Origin of the sequence: Anabaena sp. CCY 9910, assembly GCF_963920875.1 — a bacterium.
Lineage (GTDB): Bacteria > Cyanobacteriota > Cyanobacteriia > Cyanobacteriales > Nostocaceae > Trichormus > Trichormus variabilis.
This window is the reverse complement of record NZ_CAWUDJ010000010.1, coordinates 112,226-135,919: the sequence shown is the minus strand read 5'-3', so window position 1 is coordinate 135,919 and position 23,694 is coordinate 112,226. Positions and strand designations below refer to the sequence as shown.

The 23,694-nt window shown below is 36.7% G+C and carries 17 protein-coding genes; 6 read left to right on the top strand and 11 right to left on the bottom strand.

From position 1 onward, the window contains the following. The first annotated feature begins 290 nt into the window (after positions 1–290). The gene (locus ACM5QX_RS10680) at positions 291–2,612 is read left to right on the top strand and encodes an NACHT domain-containing protein (RefSeq protein ID WP_414753490.1); all 2,322 of its coding nucleotides are present in this window, start codon (positions 291–293) and stop codon (positions 2,610–2,612) included. 198 nt (positions 2,613–2,810) lie between these two features. Here ACM5QX_RS10680 and ACM5QX_RS10675 read toward each other — a convergent pair whose 3' ends face one another. The 3 genes from ACM5QX_RS10675 to ACM5QX_RS10665 are packed head-to-tail and all read right to left on the bottom strand — an operon-like array spanning position 2,811 to position 7,323. Next, positions 2,811–4,652 (bottom strand): AAA family ATPase, encoded by a 1,842-nt coding sequence (locus tag ACM5QX_RS10675; protein ID WP_414753489.1) that lies wholly within the window; start codon positions 4,650–4,652, stop codon positions 2,811–2,813. Between the two features lie 42 nt (positions 4,653–4,694). Beyond that, complete coding sequence (locus ACM5QX_RS10670) at positions 4,695–6,602, bottom strand: ArsA family ATPase (protein WP_414753488.1); 1,908 nt, start codon at positions 6,600–6,602, stop codon at positions 4,695–4,697. A 37-nt stretch (positions 6,603–6,639) separates the two neighbouring features. Continuing rightward, the gene (locus tag ACM5QX_RS10665; RefSeq protein WP_414753487.1) at positions 6,640–7,323 is read right to left on the bottom strand and encodes a GvpL/GvpF family gas vesicle protein; all 684 of its coding nucleotides are present in this window, start codon (positions 7,321–7,323) and stop codon (positions 6,640–6,642) included. A gap of 152 nt (positions 7,324–7,475) precedes the next feature. On the opposite strand from ACM5QX_RS10665, the gene ACM5QX_RS10660 reads away from it, so the two are divergent. Then, entirely contained in the window at positions 7,476–7,790 is a 315-nt protein-coding gene (locus ACM5QX_RS10660) for a gas vesicle protein (protein ID WP_414753486.1), read from the top strand. 124 nt (positions 7,791–7,914) lie between these two features. Here ACM5QX_RS10660 and ACM5QX_RS10655 read toward each other — a convergent pair whose 3' ends face one another. The 8 genes from ACM5QX_RS10655 to gvpA (ACM5QX_RS10620) form a co-directional block, all read right to left on the bottom strand. Then, positions 7,915–8,292 (bottom strand): gas vesicle protein GvpG, encoded by a 378-nt coding sequence (locus ACM5QX_RS10655; protein WP_414753485.1) that lies wholly within the window; start codon positions 8,290–8,292, stop codon positions 7,915–7,917. 13 nt (positions 8,293–8,305) lie between these two features. Beyond that, positions 8,306–9,040 (bottom strand): GvpL/GvpF family gas vesicle protein, encoded by a 735-nt coding sequence (locus ACM5QX_RS10650; RefSeq protein WP_414753483.1) that lies wholly within the window; start codon positions 9,038–9,040, stop codon positions 8,306–8,308. 105 nt (positions 9,041–9,145) lie between these two features. After that, the gene (locus tag ACM5QX_RS10645; RefSeq protein ID WP_414753511.1) at positions 9,146–9,613 is read right to left on the bottom strand and encodes a gas vesicle protein K; all 468 of its coding nucleotides are present in this window, start codon (positions 9,611–9,613) and stop codon (positions 9,146–9,148) included. 149 nt (positions 9,614–9,762) lie between these two features. Then, positions 9,763–10,209 carry a gas vesicle protein gene (locus ACM5QX_RS10640; RefSeq protein WP_414753482.1) on the bottom strand — a complete coding sequence of 149 codons (447 nt, stop codon included), beginning with the start codon at positions 10,207–10,209 and terminating at the stop codon, positions 9,763–9,765. Further along, positions 10,206–11,462 (bottom strand): gas vesicle protein GvpN, encoded by a 1,257-nt coding sequence (gvpN, locus tag ACM5QX_RS10635; protein ID WP_414753481.1) that lies wholly within the window; start codon positions 11,460–11,462, stop codon positions 10,206–10,208. The genes ACM5QX_RS10640 and gvpN overlap by 4 nt, the downstream gene beginning before the upstream one ends. Before the next feature lie 425 nt (positions 11,463–11,887). Next, the gene (gene gvpC, locus ACM5QX_RS10630) at positions 11,888–12,277 is read right to left on the bottom strand and encodes a gas vesicle protein GvpC (RefSeq protein WP_414753480.1); all 390 of its coding nucleotides are present in this window, start codon (positions 12,275–12,277) and stop codon (positions 11,888–11,890) included. Positions 12,278–12,483: 206 nt separating this feature from the next. Next, the gene (gvpA, locus tag ACM5QX_RS10625) at positions 12,484–12,699 is read right to left on the bottom strand and encodes a gas vesicle structural protein GvpA (RefSeq protein WP_011316976.1); all 216 of its coding nucleotides are present in this window, start codon (positions 12,697–12,699) and stop codon (positions 12,484–12,486) included. Between the two features lie 104 nt (positions 12,700–12,803). Next, positions 12,804–13,019 (bottom strand): gas vesicle structural protein GvpA, encoded by a 216-nt coding sequence (gene gvpA, locus ACM5QX_RS10620; RefSeq protein ID WP_011316976.1) that lies wholly within the window; start codon positions 13,017–13,019, stop codon positions 12,804–12,806. A 451-nt stretch (positions 13,020–13,470) separates the two neighbouring features. On the opposite strand from gvpA (ACM5QX_RS10620), the gene ACM5QX_RS10615 reads away from it, so the two are divergent. The 4 genes from ACM5QX_RS10615 (at position 13,471) to ACM5QX_RS10600 (ending at position 23,570) form a co-directional block, all read left to right on the top strand. Next, a complete protein-coding gene (locus ACM5QX_RS10615; RefSeq protein ID WP_224311614.1) occupies positions 13,471–13,749 on the top strand; it encodes a hypothetical protein in 279 nt (92 codons plus the stop codon). 569 nt (positions 13,750–14,318) lie between these two features. Then, the gene (locus ACM5QX_RS10610; RefSeq protein WP_414753479.1) at positions 14,319–15,566 is read left to right on the top strand and encodes a hypothetical protein; all 1,248 of its coding nucleotides are present in this window, start codon (positions 14,319–14,321) and stop codon (positions 15,564–15,566) included. A 143-nt stretch (positions 15,567–15,709) separates the two neighbouring features. Continuing rightward, positions 15,710–18,019: an NAD(P)-binding protein gene (locus tag ACM5QX_RS10605; protein ID WP_414753478.1), complete on the top strand. Its 2,310-nt coding sequence runs from the start codon at positions 15,710–15,712 to the stop codon at positions 18,017–18,019. A gap of 208 nt (positions 18,020–18,227) precedes the next feature. Beyond that, the gene (locus tag ACM5QX_RS10600) at positions 18,228–23,570 is read left to right on the top strand and encodes an AAA family ATPase (protein WP_414753477.1); all 5,343 of its coding nucleotides are present in this window, start codon (positions 18,228–18,230) and stop codon (positions 23,568–23,570) included. Positions 23,571–23,694: the final 124 nt, after the last annotated feature.

Genomic DNA, 23,694 nt, shown 5'->3' with positions numbered 1-23,694 from the left:
AATAAAAATTAACTAAAATCCGACTTCTGTGGAAATAATTAATATTACCGGAATTTATAAAAAAGTTAATCATATATTTTATTTGGAGATTTTCCTTCCCTAGCTAAGTTAGGATATTCTCTTTTAGAGGTATAGTTTATATTTGCATAATAATTCCGGCTAATTACTGACTAAGAGCTTTTATTTTTGACAAAGATTGATATTATAAAGGGTTAACTTGCCGCTAATTTAAAAACTAAATATAATTGATAGGAATTCATGATGTAATTGAATTAATTTCTGATATAAGCATGGCTAAACGATCGCTCCAAGCTTCGGATGAAGGTATTAGGAAGGCCAAAAAAGCTTTTAATCATAAAGGTTGGACACAAGAATATCTGGCCAGTCAAGTTGGACTAGATAGTCGCCAACCAATTTGGAAGTTTTTTTCTGGCAAGCCTGTTGCCCGACATATATTCCATGAAATTTGCTTTAGCCTAGCCCTCAATCCAGAAGAGATTGTTCAAACACTAGAATTTGAACCAGACGAACATTTAGAACTCCAGCAGATACTAGAAGATCAAGACTCTACAGTCATTGAATCTTTAGTGAATAAAATACGTGCTGCCCACTCAGAGAAAATTCAAAATCAATGTGGTACTATCCGGTTGTTAGATGTTGCACGTACAGTAGAATTAGATGAATTATTTATTGAGATCAATGTATTAGAAGAAATTACTAGTCAAAGATGGCTAGATATTGCAGAGTTACAAAAGTCTGATGATAAAGCTTTAAACGAATTTTTATTAGAGGAAGTTACTACTAGAAAAATTACAGGATTACAAGCAATTGAGAAATTTTCTAAGCTTTTTGTCTTTGGCAATCCAGGAGCAGGAAAAACTACGTTTTTGCAATCAATTGCTACACTTTGTAATCAAGGTAAATTTCAACCTCAACGTGTTCCTATTTTTATTAGCCTGAAAGATTTTGCTGAAAATATTAACTATGATGATAAAAACCCTCTGTTAAGCTATTTAATTGAAGAATTAAGTATTTGCAAAATAGCTCAACAAGAAGTAGAAGAGTTACTTCATGAAGGTAAAGCTTTAATTTTACTAGATGGATTGGATGAAGTTGCAGATAAACATACGGAAAAAATCAATAAAACAATTAGTATTTTTTTAGATATTTTTTATAAAAACTCAGTAATTATCAGTTGTCGAATTGCATTCAGGCATCAAAAATTTAAAGGGTTTGCTGAAGTACAAATTTCTAAATTTACAAAATCACAAATATCGGATTTTGCTAATAAATGGTTTACAGCTTTTGCTAAAACTAATACCCGATTCAGGAAAACATTAGCATCTAAATTTATTGATAAAATAACACTTCCTGAAAATCGACTAATCCAAAATCTAGCATACACACCTATTTTATTAAATCTCACCTGTTTAGTATTCCAATATCTAGGGGATTTTCCTACTAAGCGTTCTGAAATTTATCGGCAAGGATTAGAGCTATTACTAGTACGTTGGGATGAAGCCAAAGGAATAAAAAGAGATGAAGTTTACGCTAATTTAACCTTATCTCAGAAAATTAAGTTGCTTAGTTATATCGCCGTCACTTTTTTTGAGAAGGGAGATTACTTTTTTGAAGAAAATATCATTTGTCAATTAATAGCTGACTTTTTATATCTGTTACCAAATGCACCAACTGATTTAGAAGATTTACGAGTAGATAGTAAAGCTGTGCTTAAAGCAATAGAGTTACAGCATGGATTATTAGTTGAACAAGCGAGAGGAATTTATTCTTTCTCTCATTTAACATTTCATGAATATTTTACTGCCAGATTCATTGCTAATAGCGACAATAAAAAATTAGAACAAATTGCTGATTATTTAGTTGACAAGCGATGGCGTGAAGTTATCTTACTCACAGCAGAAATTATCAAATCCTTTGAGGATTTATTCCAGTTAATCAAGGAACAAATTGATAAGTTAGCAGTTGCAGATGAAACAGTAAAACTTTTTCTCACTTGGGTAATGAACAAGTCCTCAATAGTTATTTCCAATTATCATTCATCTGCTGTACGTGCTTTTTACTTTACCCTCGTCTTACCTCCCGATTATGCTTTATCACGTAACCAAACTCTAGCTACAGCTTTAGATAGTCATCTAACAGGAAAACTAGCTGATGATTTAGCTTTGGATTTAGCTTTAAGTTATATTTTTGCAGTTAGCATTTCTTTGACTCCAGAGCTTTTCTGTAAGCGTATATCTGCTCTCAAATTAGCTCTTGATATTGATTATTTATTACAGTCATATTCATCTTTAGATGAATCTCTGCAAAACCTCAAACAAGAATTACCTAGTTCACAACAAGATAAAGAGATATTAAAAGCATGGTGGCAATCTAACGGGCAATCTTGGACGACACAGTTAAAGGAATTGATCAAAATACATCGCCAAATGGATTGCGCTTGGCAATTTAGTGAGAAACAATTACATTTAATTCAAAAATATTGGGAGGCAAACAACTTATTAGTATATTGTTTTAACACCGCTAGCAATGTTACTCCCAATTTGAAAGAAGTTATTAAAGAAGCTTTGATTCTGCCTCCAGCGCAAAAATGAATCAATTCAAGATTTAACAAAATATAGAAGTTGAAGTCTCCGGCTTTTATCAAACCGCCAGTGTTGTGGCTCTTTCTGTCTTACACAGTTCAGAGCGCCTGCTTCCGGCGCTCTGAACTTGGCGCTAAATCGTCGTTACAACACGGAAACAGCGAATTGCCTTAGGGTTAGCCTTGCCATAGGCTATTGCGAATTGGTTTAATCTGGACGCTGTTCTGTGAGAACTTTATAAGCATAGTTGAAATCATCAGTAGTAATCTTGATTTCAGAAGGGTCTGTCAATCCTTGGGAGCGAAAACGACGAATTGCTTCTACAGCCGCTTGATTGCACAGTAAAGTTAAGTCTGCACCATTCCAATTTTTAGTCATCTCTGCCCAATAGTTGAAATCCACACCTTCCAAGGGTCGTCCTTGGCTATGGACTTGGAGAATCGCCAGACGACTAGCTAAATCTGGTAAATCTACCTTCATTTGTAAATCTAAGCGTCCGGCCCGTAACAAAGCTGGATCAAGGGCATCGGGTCGATTTGTTGCCCCAATTACTAAAATAGTACTCCCTACTTCTATGCCATCCAACTCTGTGAGCAATTGTCCAACTACGCGATCGCTCACTCCCGAATCACCACTGAAACTACCCCGCGCTGGAGCTAAAGTATCGATTTCATCAATAAACACGACACAAGGCTCTGCTTGACGCGCCTTGGCAAATAATTCCCGTACTGCTTGTTCACTCGCACCCACCCAACGGCTGAGAAGTTCTGGGCCATTAACACCAATAAAATTAGCTCTGGCTTGGGAAGCAACGGCTTTAGCTAATAAAGTTTTTCCTGTTCCTGGTGGTCCCCACAATAAGATGCCTTTTGGTGCTAGTGCTTTGGTTTGCAGATACAGTTCTGGATATAACAGCGCTCCTTCTACTGATTCCCGTAGGGTTTGCTTAATCGTATCCAAACCACCAATATCGTCCCAGGCAATATGGGGAACTTCGACTTCCACACTCCGCAGTACAGCTGGTTTGATTTCTTTGAGGGCTTGCAAAAAGTCAACTTGGCTAACCGTCATATTCTCTGGAACTGCACTTTCAACCGAAGGCATTTGACGGCGCAGAGCAGTATACGCCGCCTTTTGGCACAGGGCTTTTAAGTCAGCCCCCACAAATCCCACAGATCGTTCGGCGATCGCATCCAGGTCAACCGTGTCTTCCAAAGGCATGGCACGGGTGAGAATTTGCAGAATATCTCTGCGTCCTTTCACATCTGGGACACGAAACTGGACTTCCCGATCAAATCGCCCCGGACGGCGCAAAGCTGGGTCAAGATGGTCAGGACGGTTAGTGGCAGCCAGTACAATCACACCTTGACTGTGGGAAAAACCATCCATCAGGCTTAAAAGTTGGGCTACAAGACGTTTTTCTACTTCCCCTTCTACTGCACTCCGGTCTGGAGCTAGACTATCGATTTCATCAATGAAAATAATACAAGGAGCATTCTTAGCAGCCTTCTCAAAAATACCCCGTAGTCTTTGCTCGGCTTCACCATAATATTTGCTGATAACTTCCGGCCCCACCAGCGCAATATAGTTAACACCAAGTTCCTCAGCTAAACCACGAGCAGTCAGAGTTTTACCAGTACCAGGAGGCCCAACTAAAAGTACACCCCGCGTAGGTTCCAATCCTAACTTTGCCAATAAATCAGGGCGTTTTAAGGGAATAGCGATTAATTCTTTAAGTTCTTTAACAACCTCACCCAGTCCGCCAACATCTTTCAAGGAATTACCAGAAGGCGCATCTGGCGGAACAACAACATCAGAAGTGTCTCCATTCCCTGAATCAGAATTAGGAGAGGGTTGGGTACGAATACGGCTTGTACCAATATCATTAGCCATATTATTAGGACGCGGGATATTGCCAGTCCGAGGAATACTGCTCATGGAACGAGAGTTAATCTGGAAATCGGTTTTAATTTCTCCTTTCTCTGCTTTTTCTTCTAAAGTTTTGACTAATTCAATTAACTGTTCAAATCCCTTGAATAAATCACTCATAGCATCGCTCCAAAAATCTCAAAAATCTTACTTTTTCTATGTTTATCTTTTATTAGCAGTTAATTCTTCGACTTCAAATAAAAGACTGGCCGCACCTTTAACTCGGTCTATAGCCTCCACCGAACGGGGTAATCCAGGTAGGCGAATCATAGTTTGTTCTGGAAATAAACTATGATCAATTTCCACTTCTGGACTATAGCGATTCTGAACTATATAACGCTGATTAACCCCCATATTTTTTAAAGACTCTGTTAAGCGTATATGTTCAGATATGATGGCTACTTCTGACTGAATTACACCAATAAATTGAGTATGTTGAGAATTCTTTAACTTCTTTTGTGCTTGTACAACTTGTTGACGTAAATTTCGTAACCGTCCCATGAAGTCCACTCTACCCAAAACATCTTGATATTTCAGCCACAGTTTAAATATCCAAGATAACCAATCACCTAAAGCCGATGGCATTTCTAAAAATCTCAGAAGATGACCTGTTGGCGCAGTATCTAAAATGATTAAATCTTGCTGGTTACTATCTAACAAATCCATCACAGTAATTAGAGATAGCATCTCATCAATACCCGGTAAAGCTTGAGACATAATCTGTCGCCACGCCTCAGGCACATAAGCAACATTCACGGTTGTATCTGCTTGTGAACCTTCGCCACTAATCATATCTGCTAATTCCCAAAGATAATCTCCACGGAATTGTTCTAAAACTCTGTTAGCATCAATTTCTTGCCCACACAAATTCGAGGTTAAAGATATAGGTTCATGGCCTAAATCCTTCCCAAAAGCATCTCCTAAAGAATGTGCTGGGTCTATAGAAATTACCTGAATCTTTTTATCTGGATGTTGTTGAGCAGAAGCCCAAGCTATGGCGGCGGCTACCGTTGTTTTCCCTACACCTCCTTTACCGCCAATAATAATTAATTTGCATCCTTCGTTGATAAAATCATGAAAGCTAGGTAAAACTTGAGTAGGCCATTGAATAAGTGGCGGTGGAACAAGTTCAACACTGGTAATTTTTTGAATTTGGGATGCTAGAGAATCTAACGCCACCCCACCTAAAGGTTCTACTCTTTGTTGTGGTACGATAAAAACAGGCTGATTATTATTAAGATTTAAGTACTTATTCAGTAAATTTTGCTGTTCAGCGTAACGGTCTAGTTCTAACTCCGAATTTAGTAAAATGTGATTAATAAATAATCCAGCGTAGGGAACATCTAAAGTTTCTAGGCTATTTAAAAATCGCTCGGTTTCAGAAAAACACATGGGTTCAGAAATACCCACCACCAAACAACCAGTAAATTTTTCATCTTGCAGTAAGCGTCTACCTTCTGCTAGTTGATGTTTCATTTCTACTAAAAAGCTATCGACTTCATCAGCCGTATAACTACCTTTAAAACTTTGAGTAATTACCCGATGTTTTTCCTGAAATAGTTCTAAGGAATTTAAAATAACATCTAAAAAATCTTTGAGGCGTAATAAATTTAAGGTATGACCAGAAGGAGCCATGTCTATAATTACACGATCCGCCTCATTTTCAGCTAGTAGACGCTGAATTTCTAGCAAACCCATTAATTCATTCAAGCCGGGCCAGTTTAAATCCCAGACTGGTGCTAAATCACCTCCATCAGCTAAACTGCCTCTCTCCACGAGTATTTCTAAAAAGTAACTATATTTTGCTTTAAATTCCAACAACAGTTTTTGAGCATCCAACGCCTGAACACTCAAGTTAGGTAAGTCTGTCACTGCTAATGCAATATCTTTAACTTCCGATTGCAATACATCACCTAAAGAATGTGCAGGATCTGTAGAAATTAACAGAATTTTTTCTTGAGGAAACTTTCTGGCCCAATAACGTGCAAAGCTGCAAGATATGGTAGTTTTACCAACCCCACCTTTGCCACTAAACATAACTAGATGCAATGAATCATAGTAGTCCATCATGAAATTAAAAATTCCTTGATAAATTTATTAGTAGAAATTAAACAAAATGATAGGGTGGTAGTGGTTCTCCCAAGATTAAATTCCAATGAGGACATTTCTCTTGTAGCGTTAACACTTGTTTGAAGAGTAAAGCTTTATCATGGCGATCAACTAAAAGATGAAGACGTACTTCTTCTACATAATCTTGAATAATTGCAGATGAGCGATAAATATCCATCATTAAATTGATCAGATGATGTTTCTCCCTATTTTGATCACCAATAAAGCTTTTTTGATGCTCATAATGCAATTTTTTCGCCAAAAAATAATCTCTTCCATGTCCCCCTGATATCTTGGCAAGTTCTTCAAATTTACGAGGAATGAGCTTTAAAGTATATTCAGTTTTCCCTTGTATATGATCGAGTTTCTCTTGATATTCCTGAGCATGAGACTCTATATGATTTAGCAATGTCTCTTCGGAATTGAAATAAGTGCCAAAACGCAGAGGTAAAACTGTTGTCTGCTGAGATAGCTCACAAATGACGCGATCGTGAGCTAAAACCATTTTAATAACTTCTTCATCATTATTTTGACTAGATTCTAAGGATATTCCAGGTTCTACGACGGCTGAGATATTATTGCCATTAATCAGGAGTAATTGACCTAGATTGCCAGATGGTAGACGTAAAGGAACATCAGGAGTATTTAAAAAAGCATAAGTGTAAAAATTTGGCGATCGCATTATTCCACCCAGGTAAAAAACTTAAGTATTCTATTTTATTGGTATCAGAACAAATATCTTGTCATAGAAATAGAAAAAATGCTGAATCTGATTAAACTATTTACATCCTTAAAATCTTAGTTATAATGCTATCAATTCTTCAGGTATTTCCCATGAAAAAAGTACGTAATCGGGGCATAATCAGACCTAAAATCACCACAATGCCTAGAAATAAATCTGAGGCTTCCAGCCAATTAGAACTTTATAAGTTAGTAACAGAACAGCAGAGAATCAAACAAGAGTTGGCTTTCATCGAACAGAGGACAGTACTACTTAAGCAAAGATTATCTACGCTTAAAACTCAGATAGAAGGGACAGAAAGAAGTATTAATAATTTACGTCATCCTGAAGCAAAACCTTCTCGGATAGCACTCCCAAAAATATTCCGTGAAACCAATAATTACCAAGCTTTTGATATCGAATATTAAACTATTAACCCGCGAAAGCGGGTTTTTAATAGTTCAATTAAACTGATTAATAGCTAAGCGCATATAGGCAAAGTTTGTAGTAAAAACTTGTCCCTAAAGGCTGCAAATATAAACTAACACCTAATCAAGGTGATAAAACTAGATCCTCATTATCTTCGTATTCTTCGCTAAATCTAGATTGCTCTTGATAAACTTGATTTTCTTCAGATGCTAATATAAAAAGAGGTTGTACCTCTAAATCATCATCTTCCTCAGACTCTGCATTAAGGCGCTCTTCTTCTTCTAAAGCTTGAATTTTCAAGAGAATCTCTTCTTCTTGAATATCAAATTCTTCTTCAGAAATTTCTCCCATATCAAATTTTAATTGCAGACTTAACAATTGTTTATGTAGATTTTCTTGAGCATCAAACTCAGTATTGGTACGTTCTTGAATTTGTTCTCCAATCCACATAAGTCCATTAATTGGCCCCATAACAGGCAATAACAAGATTTTACCTAGCATTTTATGACTCCTATCAAGAAATTTGAGCAAATGTATAAGGTGCTGTAAAGTTGTTGTAGCGAATGCGTAAACGTTCACCGAATTTATGATCAATAGCTTCGACTTGTTGGCTAAATATAGATTCGTTTTCCCAAGGAATTAAAAATGCCGCATTATAAATCATGTCTTCTGTCATTGGGTCACTTTCAATAACCTCATCTGCTAAGGGTTTTAGCTCATCAAAAAAGGCTTGAATTATAGATTCCTTGCGACTGAGTAAATTACTTTCAATTAATTGTCCAATTTGTATTACCTCCTCCATACTTAATGCTTTGCCTTCCATTTGGTCTCGCTTCTGTTTTAAGTCTTGATGAGAATCCATCATGGCTTGTAATTCAGCTTTGCTATCCCAAAAAATCTTCACACTAACCTCCCGTCGCCCAGCTAGTTTTTGGAATAGCTTTCGTAATTGTGCTTTATATGGTTGAAGTAGTTGTGTAACCACCGTTTCCCAATTTTTTACAACTAGTCCAAAACGCAAGGGTAGCAAAGTTCTAAATCCAGCGTGCATCGCTTGTTCTAATACCTTTTCATGGCTGATTAAATTTCGCCGAGATGCTAGATATTTTTCTTGTTGTGCTTCTGAATATAAAAACGTAAATCCATCAATAACTTGACTATAGACAAGTTGAGAATCCAATCCTTGAAGAGCAACTGTTTCTGGGATTGGATCGGGAAAAATGCCGTATAGATAAAGACCAGAACTCATAAAATTTAAAATTCAATTAGGGTGAAATTTGCCGACGATGCGTAGATTTAGGTGGGTATTACCCTTCTGAGTTATTGACTTTCCTCTCTTGTCTTTCACTTATAATTACAACGGTCTTGAGGTTAAAACTAAGCGCAATTTAGCATGAATGAGATTGAGTTGAGCTATACCTAAATCTACTTCACCATCTACAACAATTCCTGTGTTTAATAGACGATCTAGCAGTTCTAGCACAGAAGGTTTATTTCCTACCTCACCCGGATAATAAGATCCTGGGGAAGGTAAAAGAGTACCGACATCACCTAAATTTATATTTAAGTCTGCGGGTTCAATCTCAAAAATATGGCACAGATTTAGAACTTGTTCTTCTAGTTTTTGCAAACTTTCACTTGCTTGTTCTAACTCAGATTCACTAAGACATTCCTGTTCCATGCGCCGAATTACTTGTGCCTCCATCAGCTGGCGTATGAGTTCCACTACCGTCAAAAGTAAAGGAGCTAAACCTGCTTTACTGTTAGCTTTAGAAGTGGTAGGTAGCAAATTAGGAGACTTTTCAACTGGAGTAAAAACCATTGTCATAATGCTATCTACCTTTTCTAAATTTCTTTAATTCGATTCAATCCAGGCTAATACCAATTTAAAATTAAGAAAGTGAGTATCACTTGATGTTAGAAAATTGTTATAAATTTAGCCTGAGTTGCTTTGGGATTTCCAGAATCTGACTAAGCCTCAAGTTGGGATTTATCTCGCTCTTGACTATTTACTTCATACATTGGTTGCACATTTTCTGGATTGTTAACTGTTAATCTATTCTCTTCTTTCACGGCAGATGTGAGTAAACGTAGTTGTGTTTCTAGACTTTCTAGCCGTTGTTGCAGTTGTTGATTTTCTTCAACTAAGCGTTGCGATTTGCTACTAAGATAGGGGTCATTTTCCCACCAATTGATACCCATTTCACGGGCTTTATCAACTGAAGAAATTAACAGGCGAATCCTAATATGTATGAGTTCAGTTGAGGCGATAGATACAGAAATATCACCAGCAATCACAATGCCTTTATCCAAAACTCTTTCGAGAATATCTGCTAAGGTGGAACCTTGTGTAGAAGTGGGAATTACTCGATTTGATTTAGTCGGAGGACGTGTTGGGTGTATTGGGGTAGTAGTCACGGTTGATTCGACTCTTCAATGGTATATACATGATTGTTCTTGCTGACTAAGCCTTTCTGCTCTAAAGAGTTGAGAGCGTTGGTAGCTACAGTCCGACTGAGTTCAAATTCTTGTTGAAGTAGAGCTAAAGCTGCACTCTTGTACTGTTGTAAGTAGAGATAAATTTCCCGCTCAAATGGAATAGAATCTTCCACACCTGGTTGTTCGAGAACTTCAGAATCAAGAGTACCAAACTGAGAATCGATGATGGTAGGAAACCCGCTTTCGTTGATCGCATTGTGATCTTCGTCTGCGATCGCATCCGTATCCTCTGATGTAATACTATTCTTGAATTCCTCTATTTCCTCTAAGTCCAGATGATTCAGTAATTCAAGGAAAATCGTTGTAGCTTCGCTAGCAGACCAATTCGTGCGGTTGAACAGCACATCTGCACAGATTTCTCGAAAATCAGAGCTTTCTGGTGCAACTAAAATATTGTGTTCGGCACATACCTTAGCAATCATCAAACAAGACCGCAAGCCAGAAGTCTTTTCCCCACCTGTACGTGAGCGAAATGCTTTCACTAGTCGCACGACTAACAGCGCATCTGCTCTATTGAGTGCGGTTTTCTGAGCTAATATCTCAGTTTGAGTTAGCTCATCCGGCTCTGGCATATTAATAGTTACCAACCGATCCATTAAAGCATCCTGCGTCGAGTGGACTCCGCAGTACTCTTCTGGATTAGAGGTAAAAATAGCCCGAAATTGGGGATTAACGTGCAAGTATTCTGGCTGATTACTACTAGGAGGAAGAGTCAGAATTTTTTCTTCCAAAGCTGATAGTAAGACGTTATTCACTTCCGGTCTAGAACGGTTAAATTCGTCGTAGACCAAGGTGAAGCCTTCTCTACAAGCTAGAGTTAGTCTAGAATCGACCCAATTTTGTTTAAATTCGTCTTCGACTTTGAGAACACTGTGAATGTAATTATCCAGTAACTTTTTATGGGTATAACCGGATTCACTACCAATCAAATCAGAACTTTTAAATTCATCATCTCCGAAAATCAACATGATTGGTCTATCCAAACAGTTAGCCAAGTGCATGGCTAAAGTTGTTTTCCCTGTACCGGCTGGACCCCGTAAGTGAATAGCAAATCCTGATGTGAGATAACGTAACGCCCGAATTGCTACCTGCTCAATTGCAGGTGTAACAACAAATTGACCGGGACGGACGCGGAGAACAGCTCTTTTCTTATTATTTGCAGTCAGAGTCATAGATTAGGATGATGAATAATTACTTTGCCAGACAAAAAATTAGATCCTCAATATTGCAATTCGTAGCTTTCATGTGCTACGATTCGGTATATGCAGCTATCAATAACAAAAGTTAATTCTATTAATTCCTAAAAGTAAACTGAAGAAATACCCTCAAGTCTCGATCACTTCCTTGCAATAAATTAATAGATAGCATAGGATATCTAAAGTTTTATACTAAAACTCATTGTTGAATCTGCCCCCTTGTCTGACCAGTTGTCTAACTGTAAGATTAGGGGGTTTTACTATTTAGTCTAGTTCGCCAACAGATTACCAATTCTCAAACATATATCTACAAATAGGCAGCACAGAGCAGGAGAAATTGAACTGTAGACTTAACTTAGAGAAAGGGTATGAACTCCTTGAGTAAGAGTTTTAACTGATGACTAAAGTGTGCCAAAAATACTAGCAAACAAATCCTTACGAAATTCTTGCAGATATTGACTTTGTGCCTTGGCTTGCTCAGTTCTGTTTTTTGCTGTTTCTGCTAGAAACTCCTGGGTGGTCTGCTCTAGATTTTGGCGAAACTTATGCAAAAACTTTGCCTGTGCTTCTGCTTGAGCAACCCTTTGTTTTGTAGTTTCTGTTAAAAACTCGTGGGTTGTCTGCTCCAGGTTGTGGTGGAACTGATGTAGCTCTTGCGCTTGCTTTTTGGCTTGCTCTTGTCTTTGTGCTGTTGTATCGGACAAGAATTCATGAGTCTCTCTAAATAGTTGATTTACTTCCTCAGCTATTGACCGATGCTCTTGCCGGATTTTTACCATTAAAGCCATCATGAGGTTCTCCGCAATATTATGACAATCGTCAATTAACTACATTTACTGGATAATGGCTATCCAATAAATGTAGCTACAACAATACTTATACTTACGCTTTGTTCCTTGATAAATCTGATTGAAAAGTATCCAAATACTTGACAAAAACAGATTACAAATCAGAATTATTTAAGCAATAATCTGATTTTATTACACCTACTTAATAATTAAGCAGGCATAGCGGCGGATTGTGTTAGACCTACAGCTTCTGCATATTTCAGGTAGGTTTCAACGGAAGCAACCACGATACGAGCTTCGATTGCAAGTAGTTCAATACCAACTAGAGAAACACGTACCCAAGCATCTACAACGATACCTTTATCTAAGATACGGTCAATAACTTCTGCCAAGCTTGAAGAAGAATTAGTTTTTTCGACTGCCATGATTTTGTACCTTAAGCTATTATTGTGTTTACATTGATCTGGTCGGGAGTAGAATATCTTAATTTCCTATTAGGAATTAAGATATTCTAGAATCTACTTAATAATTAAGCAGGCATAGCGGCGGATTGTGTTAGACCTACAGCTTCTGCATATTTCAGGTAGGTTTCAACGGAAGCAACCACGATACGAGCTTCGATTGCAAGTAGTTCAATACCAACTAGAGAAACACGTACCCAAGCATCTACAACGATACCTTTATCTAAGATACGGTCAATAACTTCTGCCAAGCTTGAAGAAGAATTAGTTTTTTCGACTGCCATGATTTTATACCTTAACTCATTGTTGATTCTTTAGTATTAAGCTCGGCGTTCGCTTTACTTGCTACTGAATTAATATTAGACACACGTTTTTCGGATGTAAATACTTTGCAAGTATAAAAAACTTTAAAAAATGTAAAGGCGAAAATATTTTAATAATAAATGCGAGCGTTTAGGTTGATTATATGTTTGTTTTGCCTGGCTTTTTATGGGAATGTAAGTTTTAAATTGCAACATCGTTGATTTTGTATACTTTAACGTAAATTTTAAAAATCATTCAGGATTTACAATAATTTTCCGGGAAAACAGAAATTTGTGGTGTTATCCTCCTTTAACAATTAATTTAACCGGTAAATACACGGTCATTTTTTCTAAATCTGTTTTTTAAATTAGGTAATATTGCTATTACTTAATTCTTGAAGAAATAACATAGGATATCTTCAATAATTATTTTGTGACAAAAACAATGTCTATAGAAGCTACTTCTGATCCAGTACGCCAAGAAGCCTTCGCAGGCTTAATCGCTCATTTTGTCAATCAAGGTCATCCAGTCCAATATGCTCAATCAATGGCAACTTCCGTTATTTTTCAAACAGACCTAGATTTAAGAAATGCCCAACTGTCCCGTCTTTTAAACTGGTTGAAACAAGAACACCAAGAGATATATGCTTCTTCTCTGGTTATAGTTGAAAAAACCCGTGAGGAATTTGAACACCGAGTTCAAGAAGGTTAGTTCCAATAGTACGTGTCAGCTTAGATTCACAGACTAAGTAAAACTTAGTCTGCTATATCAATCTCAGGGCATATCCTACGGCTATGGGTTTGTAACATGATCTTAAGAACCAGAGGAATCAAATTCTTGTGGCGATTATTGTCTATATGTAAATTGCCCTAGGCGATCGCCTAAGTTTGGATATATATAAATATATATAAATATAAATATCTTAATGAATGGTTAACACCATTTACGGGGTGATAAATTTTAAATTTCTATACCAATTAACTACGGTATTCTCTGGCTTGACTCTCGGAGCCTCTAGTTATAGTTGATACAAAATTTAAGTGCTATCATGGTGCCAAATTTATGGACAACATCATGATGAATAATGGTCTAACTTTCCTAGCCCTAAGCTTGGAATAGCTTTATTTATTAAAAATTTCTCTATTTTACACAGGACAAAATAAAACTCCTTTGACACAATAGTACAGAAAACATCAAGTATCTAATGTTTTCGTATTTCTGCGTATATTCTGTTTAATTGCACTGTCACATAAGTAACCAAATCAAGTACACACAACTCTATGAACCTGAATAATCCTTTGGAGATGATGCAAACAAGTTTCCATACAGCTTTAGGCGCTGTTAGTGAATTGACATCTCTCCTGCAAGAACCCCAAAAACTGCCAAATTACTTTACTCAAATCCAACAAAAACCAGAGCAATTATTTCAAGATTTAGCGGTAAAAGGCAAAAATATAGAACAAGATGCAGCGAGTTTTTTCCAAAATTACTTTTGTGGCAAGGGAAACAAATCACCATACCCCAAATATATAGAACGAGCGGATGGACAGGCATTTAATCAACCCTACGAAATCAAGGGAACAAAAATGTATGCCTTTGTCGTTGAAGGCTCGATGGCAAAGTTGCAAGAGGTGTGTGATAAATATCTCAATGATCCCAATAATGGAGAGATTGAATATCGCCCAGCGATGAACTATCTCATCCTGACATTCAACAAGATAGATTCTTTAAGTTCCATCAATCCGCCAGACTATGATAAAGGAACCGTATTTGAAGAAGAAGCTATTTTTTGGATGTTAACGGTGGTGGGTAAAAGAGTCGGCCCTTTGTTTATAGCCGAACGCCTGGCTTGGTTTATGCCTTACCTATATGTGAATAATTCTCCTATCCTGGTTTCTGGTAGGGAAGTCTACGGCTTCTTTAAACAACTTGGTACATTTCAGATTCCCGACTTAAATCAAGAACCAGATTTATTGACCGTAGACACCTTAGTATTTAAAGACTTTTCACCTACAAGCAAATCTATAGATGCTCGCCTATTGGAAGTTAAACGCGTCAGTACAGGAGAGAAACATGAAGCTATCAAAACATGGGACACCTTTGAAGAAGCGGTGAGGGCGATCGCTAGTTTACTATTTGAAAATGACGAAATTATCTTTCCTGGCTTACAGTTACCCTTCAATCTCCTCGAATATCTCCTTGCAAAAATCGTCCCCCTTGTCACTCTCAAACAAATCCGCGACGTAGAAAATAGTAAAAAAGCCTGCTATCAAGCACTCATCGAATCGCCAATGCAACTCCAAACTTTCTATGGCGGAAAACTCTTTGGCTTCAATGGTTTTGGCGACCAGTTTCAATTAAAAATCAATAATTTCGCTAGCCAACCAATTGTCCAGGATTTGGGGCTATACAAGGGTTATTCTCCAGGCAGTGAATCCATAAATATTCCCGTCAAGCTTGGTTTTGTCCTGAATTTCGACTTCACCCTCAAAGATGGTAAAACCGTTTGGCAAGCACCACAGCAATAGTTATAAGTGCTGTTAGTTGGCGGTAGCGGAACATTCAGCCTGTTATGAGGAAGAAATCATCACTTCTTCCGCTACCTTCCTACGTCTATACCTGTCGGCTATCTCCCTCTCCCTTCACACTTAGCAAAGAAGGAAAAACAACCATGTCTAAAACTTTTCAACCCAAAAAAATCGCTATCTTAGGCGGTGGAATGGCATCTCTAACCACCGCTTACGAATTAACCAGTCAACCAGGATGGGAAAGTCTTTACGATATTACTATTTATCAAACCGGGTGGCGTTTGGGCGGTAAATGTGCAACTGGACGCAATATCAAACCCCATACAGCTGATTGTGAACCAGACTACCGGATCGAAGAACACGGACTACACATTTTTTTTGGATTCTATGAAAATGCCTTTCGTCTACTAAAACAATGTTACGACGAACTTGGTGGTAACGGGCCTTTTCAGACCATAAAAGATGCCTTCAAACCCCACAGTCTGATTGTTTTAGAAGAGTACATTAATCAAAAATGGGTAAGCATACCTTTTGATTTTCCGACTAACTGTCTCGTTCCTTGGGAAGGTGACGGTATTTCCTCTCTCTGGGAACATATCTGCACCACTATCAAATTCATCATTCAGACTTACGCAGAAATTGATAATTACAACCAGTCTGATTCATCTCCAAGTTCCTCAGCATCTCTTGCTAAACAAATAGCATTGGGCAAGGAGGTCATAGAATTTTTAACAGATAGTAGTCTTTTGCAGTTCCCTAGCCAATTGATTCCGTTATTTCTCCAAGCACCCAGCTTTTGGGGAGGGTGGCTGAAAAATATTAACCAATATATTATCGATATCCTTCAAGGCCTAGATTTGACTTCCGAAACAGTTTTTTTAAACCTCGTCGATAACCTAGTGCAATCACTGCCTAAAAATACCAAAACTCACAGACGCGAACATCATAAGTTAATTCTCCGGTTAGTAGAGCGCTTTCAAAAACACTTGAGCCGTCAGATAGAATCTAAAATTAGTCAAAATCCTGACATATTCTGGCGCTTAACACTCATCGACTTAGCATTAGCCAACATCCGAGGCTTATTTGTAGATGAGGTCATAAATTTCCGCTCTCTAGAAAGTCTAGATGAGTATAACTACAGAGATTGGCTACAAAAAAACGGAGCGAGGAAATCCAGTGTTAAATCAGCATTTATTCGCGTCCTATACGATTTAGTCTATGGCTTTCCCGAAGGCAACACTAATAAACCGCAACTAGCAGCAGGAACAGCAATCCGTATCCTCACCACTATCTTGTTCAAATATAATGGTGCGATCATGTGGAAGATGCAATCAGGAATGGCAGATGTAGTCATCACACCACTATATGAGCTACTAAAGCGTCGCGGCGTAAAATTCCAGTTCTTCCATATTGTCAAACAGTTGCATCTAGATGAAGATCAGCAATCGATTGCTAGCATTACTTTAGCTCGTCAAGTTAATTTAAAAAAACCAGAGCAAGAATATCAACCACTTATCACAGTTAAAGATATTCGTTGCTGGCCTAGCGAACCTCTTTATGATCAAATTGTCGATGAAGAAGCACAAAAACTCCAACAACAAAAAATTAACCTTGAATCACATTGGACACCTTGGCAAAATGTGGACAAAATTACTCTTACCAAAGGCGATGATTTCGATATTGTGTTGCTGGGAATTTCTATAGCCGCCTTACCTTTTATTTGTGGTGAATTGCTCCAAGCTGAAAAAAATCCAGTTCATCAAAAATGGCTCAATATGCTCAGTAACGTGAAGACAGTCACCACTCAAGGTGGACAAATATGGCTCAAGCCTACCTTGTCCCAATTGGGATGGCAAAAACCTAGTCCGGTGTTAGGAGCTTATGTTGAACCGCTTGATGTCTATGCAGATATGAGCGAGGTATTACCAAGAGAAAATTGGCCTTCTGACCATTACCCTTACAATGTAGCTTATTTTACAGGAGTAATCGCAGATCCTGGGATTCCTCCCCAGACAGAATATGATTTTCCAGCTAAAGCCCAGAAAACAGTAGAGCAACAAGCAATTAACTTTCTTAACAATCACATCGGACACCTTTGGCCTAATGCTACTCACCCCAAAAATCCCCAAGGTTTGAATTGGGATTTACTAGTAGATTTTCAAAACCGTCAGGGCGCGGAACGTTTTCAAGCTCAATACTGGCGGATTAACATTGACCCGTCAGAACGCTATGTATTATCTGTACCTGGAAGTACTAAGTATCGACTCAAAACCGATGAGTCTGGTTTTGATAACCTCTACCTCACTGGTGACTGGATTAACAACGGTTACAATTCCGGTTGTGTAGAAGCAACAGTCATGTCTGCAATGCAAGCTACGCGTGCTATTTTACAACAATGCTTCCACATAAATTACACCAAAAAAATTATTGGTGAATGGGATTCTTGGCTCTAAGAGTGTGTGTAATTTAAATTAATAAGATATATTGTGACAAACTTGATGAAATTTAGCATTATTGAGCTTGTCAGAATCTATTCCCTGTAAGATGAACATACATTTTTCAGGTCAGTTAATTAACTGACCTGAAAAATGTATTTATTATTTCGTAAATAAATAATCGCCTCAATACTATACTCACTGATTTTAATTATTGAAATAACCAATGATTACATTGCCTAATTACAAAATTCTAGAATTAATTGACGAAGGAGTGAAGACTAATGTTTATCATGCTATCAGTATTCCAGATGGTAAACTAGTAGTTATTAAAATTTTGGAAAAAGAATACCCTGAATTAAAAGATATAGCAGCATTAAAACATGAATATGAGCTAATCAAGAATTTAGATATCCCAGGAGTAGTGAAAGCTCATAGTTTTGAAAAATACAACAATTGTTTTGCCATAGTTTTAGAAGATTTCGATGGTACTTGCCTTCACAAAGTCATTCAAGAGAAGAAAATTGGGTTACTCGATTTCTGTAAAATAGGTATTCAAATTACCCAAGCACTAGGGGAATTACACCAAAACTATATTATTCATAAAGATATTAAACCACAAAACATTATTGTTAATTTAGAAACCAATCAAGTTAAAATAATCGATTTTTCTATTTCATCACTGTTATTTCAGGAAAAAGCTAAACTCAATAATCCTGATTTGCTAGAAGGAACTATAGCCTATATTTCTCCAGAGCAAACAGGTCGAATGAACAGGTCAATTGACTATCGCACAGACTTTTATTCATTAGGTGTAACTTTTTATGAAATGCTCACAGGTCAGTTACCATTTGTCGTGACTGACCCAATGGAGTTAGTTCATTGTCATATTGCCAGACAACCTACAAAAATAAACCAATTAATCCCAGAAATACCTGAGGTAGTTTCTGACATAATCATGAAATTACTTAGCAAAACTGCTGAGGAAAGATATCAAAGTGCTTTTGGAATTAAAGCTGATTTAGAAAAATGTCTTAATCAGTTAATCGAAGGCGATTCTATCACCACGTTTATTATTGGTCAGCATGATTACTCTAGTCAATTACAGATTCCTGAGAAATTATATGGACGAAAAACGGAAATAGATATTTTGATGACTGCTTTTGAAAATGTCAATCAAGGTAATAAAGAATTAATATTAGTTGCCGGTTACTCAGGTATTGGTAAATCAGCTTTAGTGAATGAAATTCATAAACCCGTTATCAAAAGTAGAGGCTATTTTATTGCAGGTAAATTTGAGCAATTTCAGCGTAATATTCCTTATGCTTCAGTGATTCAAGCCTTTCAAGAGTTAATACAGCAATTGCTAACAGAAAGTGAACAACAATTAGCTAATTGGCGAGAAAAAATTTTAGAGGCTTTAATTCCTAATGCTCAAATTATTATTGATGTTATTCCTGAACTAGAACTGATTATTGGTAAACAACCAGAAGTACCACAACTAGGATCAGCCGAAGCACAGAACCGCTTTAACTTGGTTATGCAAAAATTTATTAATGTTTTTGCACAAAAAGATCATCCATTAGTTGTATTTTTAGATGATTTACAGTGGGCAGATTTAGCCTCATTAAAATTAATTCAATTATTAGCTATAAATAGTGATATTCAATACTTATTTCTCATAGGAGCTTATCGAGATAACGAAGTTGACGGCAGTCATCATTTAATGCTGGTTTTGCAGGAAATTGAACAAAAATGTATTCCCATCAATATTATTTACTGCCAAAACCTTAAAATAACTGATGTTTGTCAATTAGTTAGTGACACTCTAAAATCTGATTTAGAAGAGTCCAAAGAATTGGCTAAGTTGATTTTCCATAAAACTGCTGGCAATCCATTCTTTGTCAACCAATTGCTCAAGTTTATTCATCAAGAAAATTTACTTGTATTTAATTTTATTACTGGTCAATGGCAATGGTATATTCAGTATATTCAGATGCTAGATATTACTGATAACGTTGTCGATCTGATGATAGGTAAAATTCAAAAACTCAAAGATAATACACAAAATATTATAAAAATAGCCGCTTGTATAGGCAATCGATTTAATTTAAATACTCTATCTTGTATTAACGAAAAATCACATAATGCTACAGCATTAGATATTTGGGAAGCCCTACAAGCTGGTTTAATTATCCCTTTGAGTGATAATTATAAACTGCCACAACTGTTAGATGATGTTGACGTTTTTGTCATTGATTATAAGTTTCTTCATGATCGTGTACAACAAGCAGCCTATGCGTTAATTCCCGATGAGCATAAAAAGGGAATTCACCTAAATATTGGCAGGCTACTGTTAAAAAATATAAATGAAAGTTTACTAGAAGAAAAAATCTTTGATATTGCTAACCAGTTAAATATGGGTGCTGAACTCATTACTGTTCCAGAAGAAAGGTATAAATTAGCTTCCTTAAATCTGATGGCTGGACGTAAAGCGAAGGATTCCAATGCTTATGAATCTGCTGTAAGCTTCCTTAAGCAAGGTTTAACTCTACTTGATGTTGACTGTTGGCAAAACTATTATGAATTAACTCTTGATCTTCACGTAGAAACTGTAGAATCCGAGTATTTGAATACAAATTTCGAGGAAGCAGAACCATTATTGGCCACTGTTATCACTAACAGTAGAAATATTCTTGATACTGTTAAGGTCTATGAGAAGAAAATTCAATTTTACGTTGGTCAAAATCGAATGCGAGAAGCATTAGATTTAGATTTACAGGTATTAGAAATGCTAGGAATTTCTTTGTCCCAAACTCCACCAACAGAGTTAAAAATTGAAGAATTAATCAATCTGCCAGAAATGATTGACCCTAGTAAGCTGGCTGCAATGAGGATACTAATGACAGCTATGCCTCCTGCTTATTTAGCAGATCCTGCACTTTTACCATTGATTGCTTTTACAATGATTGAGCTATGCTTGCAGTATGGCAATTCATCTTTTGCAGCTTACGCCTATGGTTTTTATGGCCTCATTTTGTGTGGGCCTCTTAAGAATATCGAATCAGGTTATAGATTTGGTAAATTATCCTTACAAATTTTAAATCAATTCAATGCCAAGGAAATAAAGTCTAAAGTTTATGCCTTGTTTAATATTTTTGTGAGACATTGGAAAGAGCATATTCAAGCAACTATAGAACCTTTACAAGAGGGTGTTAAAAGTGGTTTAGATACAGGGGATATTGAATATGTAGGATACAATGGTCTACTAGTTTGTTGGCATCCTTTCTGGAGCGGAGAAAATCTAGAAACTGTTGAACAAAGATTAGATAAATATATTAACTTAGCACAAAAGATACAGCAAGAACACTTTACCGTTTGTTTGCTGATCTTGAAACAGCTACTAACTGAACTTAAACAAGGTCTGAAAAATGAAGTTTACTTAGATGGTGATGACTTCAATGATTCCATAATGCAGAGAATGGCAGGTAACATTACAGCTATATTTTATGCTTATCTTGCTAAAAGTATGTTGAGTTATTTTTTTAAAGATTATAGTCAGGCTGTAAAAAATGCTGAATTAGCACAGCAGTATGAAGTTGCTGTTGGTGGCACCTTTTATTTAATTGAATATAAGTTTTATTACTCTCTGGGACTGCTAGCTCTTTGTTTAAATATAACCTCTGATGCAGATATAAAATCTGCCTTAGAAAAAGTATCAGAAAATCAGCAACAATTAAAAGAATGGGCAGATCATGCACCTGCAAATAATCAACATAAATATGAACTAGTAGAGGCAGAAAAAGCACGAGTATTAGGACAAGTATTAATAGCGATGGAGTATTATGAGTGTGCCATTCAAGGCGCGCATAAGTTTGGATATATTCATGAAGAAGCACTAGCTTATGAATGTGCGGCAGAATTTTACTTTAGTTTGAAGAGAAATGAATTTGCTTGCCTCTACATAACAAAGGCACACTATGGTTATCGTCATTGGGGAGCAATTGCTAAAGCTAGAAATTTGGAATCCAAATATCCAGAATTAACTGCTAAGATATCTAATCAATATCCGGCAGGTTTTATAAATACTAATATTACTACTTCTACTGCTAGTGAGAAATCAGGTGGATTAGATTTAATTACGGTTATTAAAGCCTCACAGACCCTGTCAGAAGTTATTTTACTAGATAATTTACTAGAAAAGTTAATGACAATTTTGATTGAGAATGCTGGCGCTCAAACTGGTATTCTGCTGTTGGAGAAAGCCGGGAATTTATTGATTGAAGCTAAGGCAAGTGTAGATAAAGATGATGTAACTGTTGGTCAATCAATACCATTTGAAGATAGTCAAAAATTACCAATATCTGTGATTAATTTTGTCAGAAGAACAAGGAAAGATGTAGTTCTGTCTGATGCCAGTAATGAAGGAAGCTTTACCCTAGATCCCTACATTGTTAAGCATAATATTAAGTCTATTATCTGTACTTCTATTTTGAATCAAGGTAAATTAATCGGTATACTTTATTTAGAAAACAACTTAATAGTAGGAGCATTTACCGCAGACAGAATACAGATATTAAAATTACTATCTTCACAAGCAGCTATTTCCCTTGAGAATGCTCAACTTTACGCTAATTTAGAAGAAAAGATAGAAGAAAGGACTAGGGAATTAAATGAAAACAACTTGCGCTTAAGGCAAACATTACACGAATTGAAATCGACACAAACTCAGCTTATTCAGACAGAAAAAATGTCTAGTTTGGGGCAAATGGTTGCTGGCATCGCTCACGAAATTAATAACCCTGTAAGTTTTATTCATGGTAACTTAAGTCACATTGATAATTATGCAAATGATTTACTTACTTTAATTGACATTTATCAAACTATTTATCCTGAAGCAACGCCAGAAATTGAAGAGTTTTTAGAAAATATTGACGTTTATTTTATTAAAGAAGATATGCCGAAAACTTTATCTTCTATGAAAATTGGTACACAGCGTATTCGGGAAATTGTGCTGAAACTGCGTAATTTCTCCCGGTTAGATGAGGCTGATATGAAAGCTGTGAACATTCATGAGGGGATTGAAAGTACTTTACTGATTTTACAAAGTCGTCTCCAAGCCAAACCAGGTAAGCCTGCAATAGAGATTATTAAGAATTATGCTGAATTACCAAAAGTTGAGTGTTATACTGGTCAATTAAATCAGGTATTCATGAATATCCTCAATAATGCCATTGATTCTTTAGAAAAGTTAAATCAGGAACATAATTTAGAGGAGATAAAGACTGATCCTAGTGCGATCGCTATTCGTACCGAAGTAGTCAATCCTGATTTAGTCGCTATTTCCATTAAGGATAATGGGTTGGGCATGAGTGATAGCGTTAGAAAAAGAATATTTGACCCTTTCTTCACGACTAAACCTATAGGACAAGGTACTGGTTTAGGATTATCAATCAGTTATCAAATTGTAGTAGATAAACACCGGGGTACCATAGAGTGCATTTCTACACCTGGGCAAGGTGCAGAATTTATCATTCAAATTCCCTGTCGGCAAAAGCAGGTAATATAGTTTAATTGTGTCTCGTTAGTTTATCAGGTTACCTCAAATTTTCCTTCGCATTCCTTAGCGGGCAAGGATTTCCCTATGAATAGGGTATCTCAGGTGTTAGCATTAACGTAGCTGGAATCGGGAA